This is a genomic window from Corynebacterium sp., from assembly GCF_030826625.1.
In the GTDB taxonomy this organism is placed as follows: Bacteria; Actinomycetota; Actinomycetes; order Mycobacteriales; family Mycobacteriaceae; genus Corynebacterium.
This window is the reverse complement of the sequence record NZ_JAPJNQ010000058.1, coordinates 1-13,370: the sequence shown is the minus strand read 5'-3', so window position 1 is coordinate 13,370 and position 13,370 is coordinate 1. Positions and strand designations below refer to the sequence as shown.

10 protein-coding genes and 1 pseudogene are annotated in these 13,370 nt (G+C 57.0%); all 11 read left to right on the top strand.

Going from position 1 to position 13,370, the window contains the following annotated elements; genetic code table 11:
- Nucleotides 1–579 (top strand): transcription termination/antitermination protein NusG (nusG, locus tag RCH87_RS07835; RefSeq protein WP_306516158.1); only part of this gene is annotated, 579 nt, incomplete at its 5' end.
- 401 nt (nucleotides 580–980) lie between these two features.
- Entirely contained in the window at nucleotides 981–1,430 is a 450-nt protein-coding gene (rplK, locus tag RCH87_RS07830) for a 50S ribosomal protein L11 (protein ID WP_306516157.1), read from the top strand.
- Between the two features lie 146 nt (nucleotides 1,431–1,576).
- Entirely contained in the window at nucleotides 1,577–2,287 is a 711-nt protein-coding gene (rplA, locus tag RCH87_RS07825; protein WP_306516156.1) for a 50S ribosomal protein L1, read from the top strand.
- 270 nt (nucleotides 2,288–2,557) lie between these two features.
- Entirely contained in the window at nucleotides 2,558–3,049 is a 492-nt protein-coding gene (locus tag RCH87_RS07820) for a YbaN family protein (protein WP_306516155.1), read from the top strand.
- A gap of 49 nt (nucleotides 3,050–3,098) precedes the next feature.
- Nucleotides 3,099–4,589 carry an NAD(P)/FAD-dependent oxidoreductase gene (locus tag RCH87_RS07815; RefSeq protein WP_306516154.1) on the top strand — a complete coding sequence of 497 codons (1,491 nt, stop codon included), beginning with the start codon at nucleotides 3,099–3,101 and terminating at the stop codon, nucleotides 4,587–4,589.
- A 290-nt stretch (nucleotides 4,590–4,879) separates the two neighbouring features.
- Entirely contained in the window at nucleotides 4,880–5,401 is a 522-nt protein-coding gene (gene rplJ / locus RCH87_RS07810; protein WP_239211948.1) for a 50S ribosomal protein L10, read from the top strand.
- Nucleotides 5,402–5,534: 133 nt separating this feature from the next.
- Nucleotides 5,535–5,921 carry a 50S ribosomal protein L7/L12 gene (gene rplL / locus RCH87_RS07805; RefSeq protein WP_239211951.1) on the top strand — a complete coding sequence of 129 codons (387 nt, stop codon included), beginning with the start codon at nucleotides 5,535–5,537 and terminating at the stop codon, nucleotides 5,919–5,921.
- Between the two features lie 378 nt (nucleotides 5,922–6,299).
- Nucleotides 6,300–6,866 (top strand): flavodoxin, encoded by a 567-nt coding sequence (locus RCH87_RS07800; RefSeq protein ID WP_306516153.1) that lies wholly within the window; start codon nucleotides 6,300–6,302, stop codon nucleotides 6,864–6,866.
- Nucleotides 6,867–6,957: 91 nt separating this feature from the next.
- A complete protein-coding gene (locus RCH87_RS07795) occupies nucleotides 6,958–7,947 on the top strand; it encodes a DUF3068 domain-containing protein (protein WP_306516152.1) in 990 nt (329 codons plus the stop codon).
- Between the two features lie 227 nt (nucleotides 7,948–8,174).
- Nucleotides 8,175–11,669: a DNA-directed RNA polymerase subunit beta gene (locus RCH87_RS07790; RefSeq protein ID WP_306516151.1), complete on the top strand. Its 3,495-nt coding sequence runs from the start codon at nucleotides 8,175–8,177 to the stop codon at nucleotides 11,667–11,669.
- An 83-nt stretch (nucleotides 11,670–11,752) separates the two neighbouring features.
- Nucleotides 11,753–13,370 (top strand): annotated as a pseudogene (locus tag RCH87_RS07785) (DNA-directed RNA polymerase subunit beta'); the annotation flags it as partial.

The following is a 13,370-nucleotide window of genomic DNA, read 5'->3' as shown; positions in this document are numbered from 1 at the left end:
TGGTACATCATTCAGTGCTACTCCGGCTACGAGAACAAGGTGAAAACCAACCTGGATATGCGTATCCAGACCCTCGAGGTGGAAGACTCCATTTTCGACGTGGTTGTTCCGATCGAGAACGTGGTGGAAAGCAAAGACGGCAAGAAGAAGATCGTGAAAAAGAAGCTTCTTCCTGGCTATGTGTTGGTCCGCATGGACATCAATGACCGCGCATGGTCGGTTGTTCGCGACACCCCTGGTGTGACCTCGTTCGTCGGTAACGAAGGAAACGCCACCGTCGTCAAGACCCGTGAAGTTGCCAAGTTCCTGCTTCCAAAGACCACCGAGGCACGCGAGGAAAAACCTGCTCAGGCAGAGCAAGAGCAGGTTGCCGCACCGCAAAAACCTGCAGGATCCGGAATCAACCACGATTACGAGGTTGGCGAGGCCGTCACCATTCTTTCCGGCGCCCTGGCCTCGGTGTCCGCAACGATTTCCGAGATCGATCCGGAGACCGGCAAGATGCAGGCCCTGGTTTCGATCTTTGGTCGTGAAACTCCAGTTGAACTGACCGCGGATCAGGTTGAGCGCATCATGTAGCTAGGTGCATGCGTGTGCCGGTGCTGTGCCGACACCACCATGCGACCTTAGCCACAAAGTATGTACACGGAGTGCGCACCGAGTGCCCGTATGGTGCCCACTGAGTACCTACTGCGTGTCCATTGAGTACCTACTGCGCCGATGGTTTTGGGCAAGCGCTGAACGTACAGTAAGCTAGATCTTCGTGTGTGCGCAGTTGAGGGCACTGTATTGAACCCACTGTGTTGAACTCACCGTGTTGAGCGCACTGTAGTGCGCGGCTGTATGGCCTGCAATGCCCGGCTTAAAAGCACACACCAAAGAATTACACATCCCCGGTTGCCGGCGAAGGTCGGAATCCGGACAGTCGCGCCATTATTCATCGTGGTGGCGCACTGGTATCACGGAATTGAGGTATAACGATGGCTCCAAAGAAGAAAAAGAAGCAAGCAGGCTTCATTAAGCTGCAGATTCAGGCTGGTCAGGCAAACCCTGCACCACCAGTTGGTCCTGCTCTGGGTGCCCACCAGGTCAACATCATGGAATTCTGCAAGGCTTACAACGCTGCCACTGAAGACAAGCGCGGCGAAGTAATCCCTGTAGAAATCACCGTCTACGAGGACCGTTCCTTCGACTTCAAGCTGAAGACTCCACCTGCTGCCAAGCTGCTGCTGAAGGCCGCTGGTGTGCAGAAGGGCTCCGGCGTTCCGCACACCCAGAAGGTCGGCACCGTGACCTGGGAACAGTGCAAGGACATCGGCAAGACCAAGTTCGAGGACCTTAACGCTCGTGACGAGGAAAACGCTGCCCGCATCATCGCTGGTACCGCTCGTTCCATGGGTCTGAACGTCGACGGACACCCAGACGCCTAAGTCGGGCACCTCGCAAGCGTTAAGGCCGGTTCTACCGCAGCCTTGATATATGCCATGGCCGCAATCAGATGCGGCCACATCCACCGTGGCAGAGCCAGCTCCGGCTCGCTGACCACGACAATCCCAACCTCATAAGGAATTGAGAAATGAGCACCAAGTCTAAAGCTTTCAAAGAAGCCGCAACCAAGATCTCCCGCGAGCACCTTTACCGCCCACTCGAGGCAGTAAAGCTGGCCAAGGACACTTCTTCGAAGAACTTCGACGCCACCATCGACGTCGCTATGCGCTTGGGCGTTGACCCACGCAAGGCTGACCAGCTGGTTCGCGGCACCGTCTCCCTGCCAAACGGCACTGGTAAAGACGTTCGCGTTGCTGTTTTCGCTGCCGGCGAAAAGGCCACCGAAGCTGAGCAGGCTGGCGCCGACATCGTTGGCGTTGACGAACTGATCTCCCAGGTCACCGAAGGCAAGATCGATTTCGACGTCGCTATTGCTACCCCTGACCAGATGGCAAAGATCGGCCGTATCGCTCGCGTTCTGGGTCCACGTGGCCTGATGCCAAACCCAAAGACCGGTACTGTCACCAACGACGTCACCAAGGCCATCAAGGAAGTTAAGGGCGGTAAGATCTCCTTCCGCGTCGACAAGGCTTCCAACCTGCACGCTCTGATCGGTAAGGCATCGTTCACCGAGCAGGCTTTGGCTGAGAACTACGGCGCACTGTTGGACGAGGTCCTGCGTCTGAAGCCATCGGCTGCCAAAGGCGTCTACCTGAAGAAGATCACCGTTTCTTCCACCACTGGCCCAGGCGTTCCTGTTGACCCATCGGTACAGAAGAACTACACCGTAGAGGCCTAAGCAGCAAGCTTTCATTCCTCCGGGCACAAGGCCGCTGGCCTGTGCTCGCCTGAATGAGTTTCCTTCACCCACCTTCACTCCTCGATACCCGGGGTAGCGGAGGTGGGTTTTCGCGTTTGCGTGGCGCTGACGACAGCACGCTAGAATTTCCGGAATTGTCCGCGCTCTAACTAATTCTGTCTAATTCTGCTTTGTCCGCGCGCTACCGAACTGTGTTTTATTAGCCTTGCCTGGATAAAGCCCCCGGGCGTGCGTATCCTGGGTGGTGCTATGCGGTATCTAAATTTGGCCTTGGGTCTGCTGTGCATAGGGCTCGGCGTCTTCGGCGCGGTGGTACCTTTGGTCCCCGCGACCCCGTTTGCGTTGCTGGCGTTTTTCTTTTTCACTCGTAGCTCGCGACGCTTGGAATACTATATTCTGCACCGATCACCGCTGCGTAGCTACATTATTGATTTCTACTCCGGATCCTTCAGCCGCCGTCGGCGGATCTATATCATAGCCACCGCGTGGGCATCGATGGCGCTATCGACATTGCTGGTGGGCAAACTGTGGTTCGCTCTCATGATGGTGTGCATCGCGGTAGTCGCTGCGACCGTGATCTGGCGACGGGAACCCAAACCAGAAAAAGTCACCCGTTTTTGGCGTCGATACGAAGAATCTGCGCGTTATTACTTGGCACGCTCTGGCTCATCGAACTCGCGCTGCAGTCACGGAGACGACGACGCCGTTGCCACGACCGAGACGAAACCGCGCAACGTTTAGGTTCCCAGATAGGGTGGGGCCCAAACTTGGCGGGGCCTAGACTTATTACATGACCTCCTCCGCGAATTTTCCCGAGCCGCGTCGTGTTGCGATCATCGGTGCGGGCCCGAATGGCCTGACCGCCGCCGTGATATTGGCCCAAGCGGGCTGCAGGGTGGAGATTTTCGAAGCGGCCGACGACATAGGGGGATCGGCACGCACTCATGCTGTTTTCGGACCGGGTAGTGCTGTCGATTTTGGTGCTGCTGCTCATCCATTTGGCGTTGTCAGCCCAGCATTTCGGCAGCTTGGTCTGGAGAACTACGGCTTGGAGTGGAAGCACCCGGAGTATCCGATGGCGCATCCGCTTGTCGACGCCCCGGCGGCCATCCTGCACCGCGATCTTGCGACCACTGCCTCGCAATTTTCTGCCGACGATCGCCGCATGTGGCATCGCCTGCACGCACCGCTAGCCGATGACGTCGACAAGCTCATCACTTCGGTGTTGCCGGTCAAGATGCGCCATCCGCTCGCGTTGGCACGGCTGGGCGTGCGTGGTGCATGGTCGGCGCAGGCGTTGAGCTCTCGCTTGCTTGCCGACGAATCAGCTCGCGCCTTGTTGGTTGGTTCGTCCCTGCACGCGATTCGTCCGCCTAGTCAGCCGGGCACCGCTGCGTTCGGCTTATTGTTTAATACCCTGGGAATGACAAGCGGCTGGCCTGTTGTTGCAGGCGGAACCGGCCAGCTGTGTCAAGCGCTTGCGTGTGTGGTTAATCAGCATGGCGGGCAGATACATACCGGTAGCAAGATTTCAGACCTATCGGTTTTTGCAAACTTTCACGCCGTGATCAGCACCCAAACTCCACGACAATTGCTGTCGTGGAAGGGCTTGAGGTTGTCCACGATGCGTGGGCGAGGCCTGCGGCGCTGGAAATACGGCACCGCGGTGCACAAGGTCGACTATTTGCTTGCTGGCCCAGTGAAGTGGGATGACCCGCGTGTCGCGGGTGCCGGGACCGTGCATGTTGGCGGATCGGTGGAAGAAATGCATCGTGCAGAAAAGCAAGCCGCGGCAGGGGAATTGCCTTCGCGCCCGTTCGTGATGGTCTGTCAGCAGCAGGCAGCAGATGACAAGCGATACGTCTATAGCAATGGCGCGGGCGTTGGTCCCGAACGCCATATTCTGTGGACGTATGCCCATGTCCCGCACGGTTATCAGGAAAAATACCCAGGAGAAGTCGCGGGTGCTGTGGAAGCGCAGATTGAACGTTTTGCGCCGGGGTTTTCTGGGCAAATAATCGAGCGAAAACAGACCGCTCCGGCAGAGTTGGAGGCGGCAAATGCCAACCTTGTCGGCGGTGATATTGCTGGTGGTGCGATGAGCTTGGGGCAAATGCTGCGGCAGCGCCACACCGTAGGCACACTGACGGCAAACCCAGCGGCGCCGGTGCTGCTGGCCAGCGGGGCAGTGTTGCCAGGGGCTGGGGTGCATGGGATGGCAGGCTGGCGTGCAGCACAAACGCTATTAGGAAAATTTGGCGCGAATCATAATGCATGGTAGGCTTCCCCGTGAAGTTTGAACGGCTATATTGCCGTGCTCAAGTTTCACCGAAGACCGTCGGTTATCCGCTGCGCGGATCGAAGGTCAAAGCGCACCACAAGGTGTGACTGAGACGACCTACGCAGGAGACACTTGTGCATCCCAACCTGGAAGGTTGTGTGCGCCCTGTGCTCTTGCACGGGGCTTTTTTGTTGTCGGAGTGCTAACCCGAAAAGGGATGGCAAAGTCCGAGGGCAGGGAAGTCTCGTGGTGACACCACTAGGATGTATCGAAAGGAGGCGTGAGTAACCATGGCAAACCCGAAGAATACTGCGGAGCTTGCAAAGCTGAAGAACAAGTTGGCTGAGGCTGATTCGGTTGTTCTGACCGAATACCGCGGTCTGACCGTTCCGCAGATTTCCGAGCTGCGTGACCAGCTGGGTTTCGATGTTGAATACTCCGTCGCCAAGAACACCCTTCTGAAGATTGCCGCTAACGACGCGGGAATCACTGACCTTGACGAATACTTCCAGGGCCCAACCGCTATCGCCTTCATCAAGGGCGAGGCTGTTGATGCCGCGAAGGTATTCAAGAAGTTCGGCTCCGAGCACGACGCTCTCGTCGTCAAGGCCGGCTACATGGACGGTGGCGCACTGAACGCCGACCAAGTCAAGGCACTGGCTGACCTGGACAGCCGCGAGACCACTCTCGCGAAGCTGGCAGGCGCTATGAAGGGCAACTTGGCAAAGGCTGCAGCCGTGTTCAACGCACCTGCAACCAAGATGGCTCGCCTCGGCGCTGCTCTCGAAGAGAAGAAGCAGAACGAAGGCTAAAAACCACCAGGATCTGGCCGTCGCACTTGCACAACAAGTTGTGCTTGCCGACGACGCGCCGGAACCAACGACACATTGTGCACTGTTACGCGCATGAAGCGCAGAACACGCAACTATAGAAAGGAAGCCTGACATGGCTAAGCTCTCCAAGGACGAGCTCATTGAAGCGTTCAAGGAAATGACCCTGATCGAACTTTCCGATTTCGTTAAGGAATTCGAGGAAGTATTCGACGTTGAAGCTGCTGCTCCTGCAGCTGTCGCTGCTGCTCCAGCCGCTGGTGCTGGCGAGGGCGCTGCTGAAGAGAAGGACGAGTTCGACGTTGTCCTGACCGACGCTGGCGCTAAGAAGATCGGCGTTATTAAGGCTGTTCGCGAGATCGTTTCCGGTCTGGGCCTGAAGGAAGCAAAGGAACTCGTAGAGTCCGCTCCAAAGGCTATCCTGGAAGGCGCTTCCAAGGACGACGCCGAGGCTGCAAAGACCAAGCTGGAAGAAGCTGGCGCTTCTGTCGAGCTGAAGTAGTCTTTACTACCTCACGCATTCCTAATACCGTCGCGAGCCGGTAAAAGCTCGCAGCATACGTTAACCCGCGGGTGCACCAAATTGGTGCCCCGCGGGTTTCGTTATGTGCCAAACTCTGTGCATGGGCGCAACATAACGGGCACAACGATGCGGGCGGTAGATCGTGGAGCCAGATCGTGGAGCCAGATCGTGGAGCCAGATTGTGGGCGTCAGATTGCAGCGCCAGATCGCGTGCGTCAGATCATGTTCGTCACAATCATGCTTTTGGATGATATTTGGCCGTCAAAAGGGGTAATTTAGGGAATATGGATGCCACCTATCACGGAGGCATCGTGGGCGAAGATGTGCCCTGCAGACCCGTAAGGCGAAAGGATTCCCATGACTAACGGCTCGAAAAACACCCCGAATAACGCGCTGCTCGTGTTCTTTTCCCGCGCAGGTGAAAACCTCTGGAATGACGGCACCCGCACACTGGAGAAGGGAAATACACACCGCCTAGCAGAGATGATCGCCGAACGCATCGAATGCGATGATTATGAAATCGTGCCGGCTGAGCTCTATGCGGAGGATTTCGCTACCGTCGATGCCGTGAGCGCCAAAGAAATGCGTGACGGTGCCCGCCCAACAATTGCAGGTGAATTACCGAACGTCGACAAGTACGACCGCATCATCATCGGCAGCCCGGTGTGGCATGCTGAATTGCCAATGATCATGCATACCTTTTTCGAAGCCACAGGTGGCCTCGCGGGCAAAGAGGTATACCCGTTCGTGACTTTCACGGGCGGTTCAGGAGCGGCCTTTTCCGTCGTCGAAAACGCTTGCCCGGAAGCCAATGTCCACCAAGGATTAGGTGTGCGTGGTGAAGACGTCGTAGATTCTGTCGAAGATGTTGAAGAGAATCTCGATGCTTGGGTTGCGATCGAATATCGCGGAGAAGATATCTAGTCACTCCGGGCTGCTGCGAACTCTATTCGTTGGCAAACGCAGCAAGCCACAAGGTCCCGGCCCCTAATGATGATGCGGTAAACTGCCATACATGCTGCCTGCCTCACGCGTTTTATCTGCCATTGCCATCGGCATCGGTTTAGCGCTGCTGGTGGGCGCTGGGTTGGCACCCCGTTATCTGCATATTGATTCCAGACTTCCGCTCGACGTGGAACATACTACTTTTCGGCTAGTTGACGAACAGACCGGCTACCAACACCAATTGCACTGGGATCTGCTTGAGCCAGCGGATGCGGAATCGGTGGCCGTCCGGGTCGGTTCATCCCTCGTGCGGGAAACTGAGCCGGGCGAGCCCACCGAGCTTGTCGACGCTGATGTCTGGGCTTTTGACCTTGACCGAATCACCGGGCAGGCATTAAGCACCGCACAGCTATCGCACACATTGGTTACTCCCGCGACCCATGTGGATATCGCAGGGCAGTGGCTGAAATTCCCGGTGGATGCAGAAAAGACATCCTACGACGTTTTTGACCCTACGCTGCGCGAATCAGCGCCGGCGGCCTTTCAGGAAGTCGTGAGTGTCGACGGTATTGAGTTGTATCGTTACCGGCAGGTGATTGATCCAGTGAATGTTGCGACGAAGTATGCGGATCAGCGCAATACCAAGCGCGAGTTAGTTCCTGCACCCGAAGAGCAAGAAGAAAACCTGGAAGCTGAAACTGCGGTAGGACAGGCAGATGAAGGCACCGTGATGGTTCCGGGACGCCAACTGTTTTTGCATCACGCGGCTACCCGTGACTATTTCGTGCATCCGCGCACTGGCATGATCGTCGACTGGCATGAGGAGATTGATGATTTCTATGCCACTGCCGATGGTGAGCGTGTGGAAGACGCTGTGGTCTACCAGGCTCGCTTGGATGCAGATGACGTCGACAAGCTCATTGCACAAGCGGAATCGTTTGCCGACGCGGACACAGTGACCACGATTCGCTATATTGTTTTGGCAGTGGGGGCAGTGATCACGGTTGTGGCACTGGTTGGGGTCTTTGGCGGTTTCCGGCGGCGCCGGGAAGCCCAATAGCACATGACTTTACAAAATAAGCAAATTGCAATAAACTGCTAGGTTGCGCTGGATCCTCTGGACAGGTGTGCATTTGAGCCTTGTTAATTTTCGTGAAAACGTTCACTTGACAAGGTGATTTTATGCTATCTGATCACGGGAATCCACAGCAATAAAAGATGCTAAAAAATACCAGTGGTTGTGGGGCAGTCACATGCCAGAGTGGCTGAATCCCGCTTCCGCGTGAGGTGCTGGAAGGACCCATCTTGGCAGTCTCCCGCCAGACCAGTTCAGTGGCTAATATTCCTGGAGCCCCGCAACGGTACTCGTTCGCGAAGATTAACGAACCGATCGCCGTCCCGGGGCTTTTAGACCTACAACGAGACTCTTATGATTGGCTCATCGGTACGCCGGAATGGCGTGAGCGCGAGCAAGAACGCCGCGGTGCCGATGCGCAGATTACTTCAGGGCTCGAGGATATCCTGAATGAGCTTTCGCCGATTGAGGATTACTCCGGCAACATGTCTCTTTCTTTGTCTGAGCCACGTTTCGAGCCGGTAAAGAACACCGTCGACGAGGCGAAAGAAAAAGACATTAACTACTCCGCACCACTGTATGTGACTGCGGAATTCATTAATTCTGATACCCAGGAGATTAAGTCCCAGACTGTCTTCATTGGCGATTTCCCAATGATGACGGAAAAGGGCACTTTTATCGTCAACGGTACCGAGCGCGTGATTGTTTCCCAGCTCGTGCGTTCGCCTGGTGTCTACTTTGACCGCTCTATCGACAAGTCCACCGAGCGTCCGCTGCACGCCGTCAAGGTTATCCCGTCCCGCGGTGCGTGGCTGGAATTCGACGTCGACAAGCGCGATACCGTCGGCGTTCGTATCGACCGCAAACGTCGCCAGCCGGTAACTGTTTTGCTCAAGGCTTTGGGCTGGACAGAGGAAAAGATCCGGGAGCGTTTTGGCTTCTCGGAGCTGATGATGTCCACCTTGGAAGCCGACGGTGTTGCTAACACCGACGAGGCTTTGCTGGAGATTTACCGCAAGCAGCGTCCAGGTGAGCAGCCTACCCGGGATCTGGCACAGTCGCTGCTGGATAACTCCTTCTTTAACCCGAAGCGCTACGACCTCGCACGCGTCGGTCGCTACAAGATTAACCGTAAACTCGGCTTGGGCGGCGACCATGATGGTCTGATGACGCTGACTGAAGAAGACATCGCCACCACCTTGGAATACTTGGTGCGTCTGCACACCGGCGAGCGGGAGATGCAATCGCCGGATGGTCAGCACTTGCTGCTCGATACCGACGATATCGACCACTTCGGCAACCGTCGTTTGCGTACCGTGGGTGAACTGATCCAGAACCAGGTGCGTGTGGGTCTGTCCCGCATGGAGCGTGTCGTGCGTGAGCGCATGACCACCCAGGACGCGGAATCGATCACACCAACCTCACTGATCAACGTTCGTCCGGTTTCTGCTTCGATCCGCGAGTTCTTCGGTACCTCCCAGCTCTCGCAGTTCATGGACCAGAACAACTCGCTGTCGGGTCTGACCCACAAGCGCCGTTTGTCCGCGCTGGGCCCAGGTGGTCTGTCGCGTGAACGCGCCGGCATTGAGGTTCGTGACGTCCACCCTTCGCACTACGGCCGTATGTGTCCGATTGAAACCCCCGAAGGTCCAAACATTGGTCTGATCGGCTCGCTGGCGTCCTACGCGCGCGTGAACTCCTTCGGCTTCATCGAAACGCCATACCGCAAGGTCGTCGATGGTCGCGTCACCAACGAGGTTGAATACCTGCCAGCGGATGCAGAAGATCGTTTCTCCATTGCGCAGGCCGAGGTCCCGACCGCTGAAGACGGCACCATCACCAGCGACCGTATCGAGGTTCGCCAGAAGGACGGCGATATCGCAGTCACCACTGCCGACGGTGTGGATTACGTCGACGTCTCTCCACGCCAGATGGTCTCGGTCGCTACCGCGATGATTCCGTTCTTGGAGCACGACGACGCTAACCGTGCACTGATGGGTGCCAACATGCAGCGCCAGGCGGTCCCTCTGGTCCGCTCCGAAGCGCCATACGTCGGTACCGGCATGGAGCTGCGTGCAGCTTACGATGCTGGCGACGTCGTAATCACCCCGAAGGCTGGTGTCGTCGAAAACGTTTCGGCTGACCTGATCACCATCATGGATGATGATGGCATCCGCGATACCTACATGCTGCGCAAGTTCGAGCGCACTAACCAGGGCACCAACTACAACCAGACGCCACTGGTCAACATCGGCGATCGCGTCGAGGCTGGCCAGGTGCTTGCCGACGGCCCAGGTACCCACAACGGTGAAATGTCGCTGGGTCGTAACATGCTGGTTGCGTTCATGCCATGGGAAGGCCACAACTACGAGGACGCGATCATCCTGAATCAGTCCATCGTGGAAGACGATTCCCTGACCTCGGTGCACATTGAAGAGCACGAGATCGACGCCCGCGACACCAAGCTGGGTGCTGAAGAAATCACCCGCGAGATCCCGAACGTCTCGGAAGATGTTCTGCGTGACCTCGACGAGCGCGGCATCATCCGCATCGGTGCTGACGTGCGCCCAGGTGACATCCTGGTCGGTAAGGTCACCCCGAAGGGTGAAACCGAGCTGACCCCAGAAGAGCGCCTGCTGCGCGCCATCTTCGGTGAAAAAGCCCGCGAGGTTCGTGATACCTCGATGAAGGTTCCGCACGGTGAAACCGGCAAGGTCATCGGCGTGGCACGCTTCTCCCGCGAAGACGACGACGACCTGTCGCCAGGCGTTAACGAGATGATTCGTGTCTACGTCGCACAGAAGCGCAAGATCCAGGACGGCGATAAGCTCGCCGGCCGCCACGGCAACAAGGGTGTCGTCGGCAAGATCTTGCCACCAGAAGACATGCCGTTCATGGAAGACGGCACCCCGGTCGACGTCATCCTGAACACCCACGGTGTTCCACGTCGTATGAACATCGGTCAGGTTTTGGAGATTCACTTGGGCTGGCTGGCACACGCCGGCTGGAAGGTTGATCCAAACGATCCGCAGAACGAACAGCTGATCAAGACCCTGCCGAAGGAGCTGTACGACGTTCCGGCTAACTCGCTGACCGCGACCCCGGTCTTCGACGGTGCTTCCAACGACGAGGTCTCCGGCCTGCTGGCTAACTCCCGTCCGAACCGCGATGGCGACGTCATGGTTGATCGCCACGGTAAGGCCCGGTTGTTCGATGGCCGCTCCGGTGAGCCATTCGAGCACCCAATTTCGGTCGGCTACATGTACATCCTGAAGCTGCACCACTTGATCGACGAGAAGATTCACGCTCGTTCGACTGGTCCTTATTCCATGATTACTCAGCAGCCACTGGGTGGTAAGGCACAGTTCGGTGGCCAGCGCTTCGGTGAGATGGAGGTGTGGGCAATGCAGGCATACGGTGCCGCCTACACCCTGCAGGAGCTTCTGACGATCAAGTCCGACGATGTGGTTGGACGCGTGAAGGTCTACGAGGCGATCGTGAAGGGCGACAATATCCCAGATCCGGGTATTCCAGAATCCTTCAAGGTCTTGCTCAAGGAGCTGCAGTCGCTGTGTCTGAACGTCGAAGTTCTTTCTTCCGACGGCACCCCGATGGAGCTGTCTGGCTCTGACGAGGACGACGAAGCTGGACCATCGCTGGGCATCAACCTGTCCCGCGATGAAGGTGCAGCTGCAGACATCTCCTAAACGGCAAACCAACGCCGAAATACCTAGTAAGTCCTTAATAGTCATTGCAATCCCTCCTTCATCGGAGGGGAAAGGGCATTTACGTGTTTGACGTAAACCTCTTCGAAGAACTCCGCATTGGTCTTGCCACTGCCGACGATATCCGCCGTTGGTCTAAAGGCGAGGTCAAGAAGCCGGAAACAATCAACTACCGCACCCTGAAGCCAGAGCGTGACGGCTTGTTCTGTGAGCGCATCTTCGGACCAACTCGCGACTGGGAATGCGCCTGCGGCAAGTACAAGCGTGTCCGCTACAAGGGCATCATTTGTGAACGCTGTGGTGTCGAAGTCACCAAGTCGAAGGTTCGCCGTGAGCGCATGGGCCACATCGAGCTCGCTGCCCCGGTAACCCACATCTGGTACTTCAAGGGTGTTCCATCCCGTCTGGGCTACCTGCTGGACTTGGCGCCGAAAGACCTCGAGCGCATCATCTACTTCGCGGCGAACATCATCACCTCGGTGGATGAGGAAGCTCGCCACAACGACCTTTCCACTCTGGAAGCAGAGATGCTTTTGGAAAAGAAGGACGTTGAGGACGACACCAACTCCGAGATCGCTGAGCGTGCGCAGAAGCTCGAGCAGGACCTCGCCGAGCTGGAAGAAGCCGGTGCCAAGGCTGACGCCCGCCGCAAGGTGCAAAACGCTGCCGAAAAGGAAATGCAGCACATGCGCGAGCGCGGCGAGCGCGAGGTGGACCGTCTGGACGAGATTTGGAACCACTTCGTGAAGCTGGCTCCAAAGCAGATGATCATCGACGAGACCATCTATGAAGAACTCGTCGATCGTTATGAGGACTACTTCACCGGCGGCATGGGTGCAGAAGCCATCCAGACTCTGATCCGGAACTTCGACCTGGAAGCCGAAGCGGAAGAGCTGCGCGGCATCATCAACGAAGGCAAGGGCCAGAAGAAGATGCGGGCGCTCAAGCGCCTGAAGGTCGTCGCTGCTTTCTTGAACTCCGGCAATGACCCTGCCGGCATGGTGCTGGATTCCATTCCAGTTATTCCGCCAGAACTGCGCCCAATGGTGCAGCTGGACGGTGGCCGATTTGCGACCTCCGACTTGAACGACCTCTACCGTCGCGTCATCAACCGCAACAACCGCTTGAAGCGCATGTTGGATCTCGGTGCTCCTGAGATCATCGTGAACAACGAAAAGCGTATGCTGCAGGAATCGGTGGACGCGCTGTTCGATAACGGTCGTCGTGGCCGCCCAGTCGCAGGCCCAGGTAACCGTCCGCTGAAGTCCCTGTCTGACTTGCTGAAGGGTAAGTCGGGTCGTTTCCGTCAGAACCTGCTGGGTAAGCGTGTGGACTACTCCGGCCGTTCGGTTATTATCGTCGGTCCGCAGCTGAAGCTGCACGAATGTGGTCTGCCGAAGCTGATGGCGTTGGAGCTGTTCAAGCCATTCGTCATGAAGCGCCTGGTAGAAAACGATTACGCGCAGAACATCAAATCTGCTAAGCGCATGGTTGAACGCCAGCGCCCAGAGGTCTGGGACGTGCTGGAAGAAGCCATTTCCGAACACCCAGTTCTGCTGAACCGTGCTCCAACCCTGCACCGTCTGGGTATCCAGGCATTCGAACCGAAACTGGTCGAAGGTAAAGCTATTCAGCTGCACCCACTGGCTTGTGAGGCTTTCAACGCCGACTTCGACGGTGACC

Bases quoted from the DNA above. Each gene is read 5' to 3' on its own strand.
- RCH87_RS07800 (WP_306516153.1), top strand. From the start codon at position 6,300: ATGACTAACGGCTCGAAAAACACCCCGAATAACGCGCTGCTCGTGTTC.
- RCH87_RS07820 (WP_306516155.1), top strand. From the start codon at position 2,558: ATGCGGTATCTAAATTTGGCCTTGGGTCTGCTGTGCATAGGGCTCGGC.
- RCH87_RS07795 (WP_306516152.1), top strand. From the start codon at position 6,958: ATGCTGCCTGCCTCACGCGTTTTATCTGCCATTGCCATCGGCATCGGT.
- RCH87_RS07815 (WP_306516154.1), top strand. From the start codon at position 3,099: ATGACCTCCTCCGCGAATTTTCCCGAGCCGCGTCGTGTTGCGATCATC.
- rplJ (WP_239211948.1), top strand. From the start codon at position 4,880: ATGGCAAACCCGAAGAATACTGCGGAGCTTGCAAAGCTGAAGAACAAG.
- rplA (WP_306516156.1), top strand. From the start codon at position 1,577: ATGAGCACCAAGTCTAAAGCTTTCAAAGAAGCCGCAACCAAGATCTCC.
- rplK (WP_306516157.1), top strand. From the start codon at position 981: ATGGCTCCAAAGAAGAAAAAGAAGCAAGCAGGCTTCATTAAGCTGCAG.
- rplL (WP_239211951.1), top strand. From the start codon at position 5,535: ATGGCTAAGCTCTCCAAGGACGAGCTCATTGAAGCGTTCAAGGAAATG.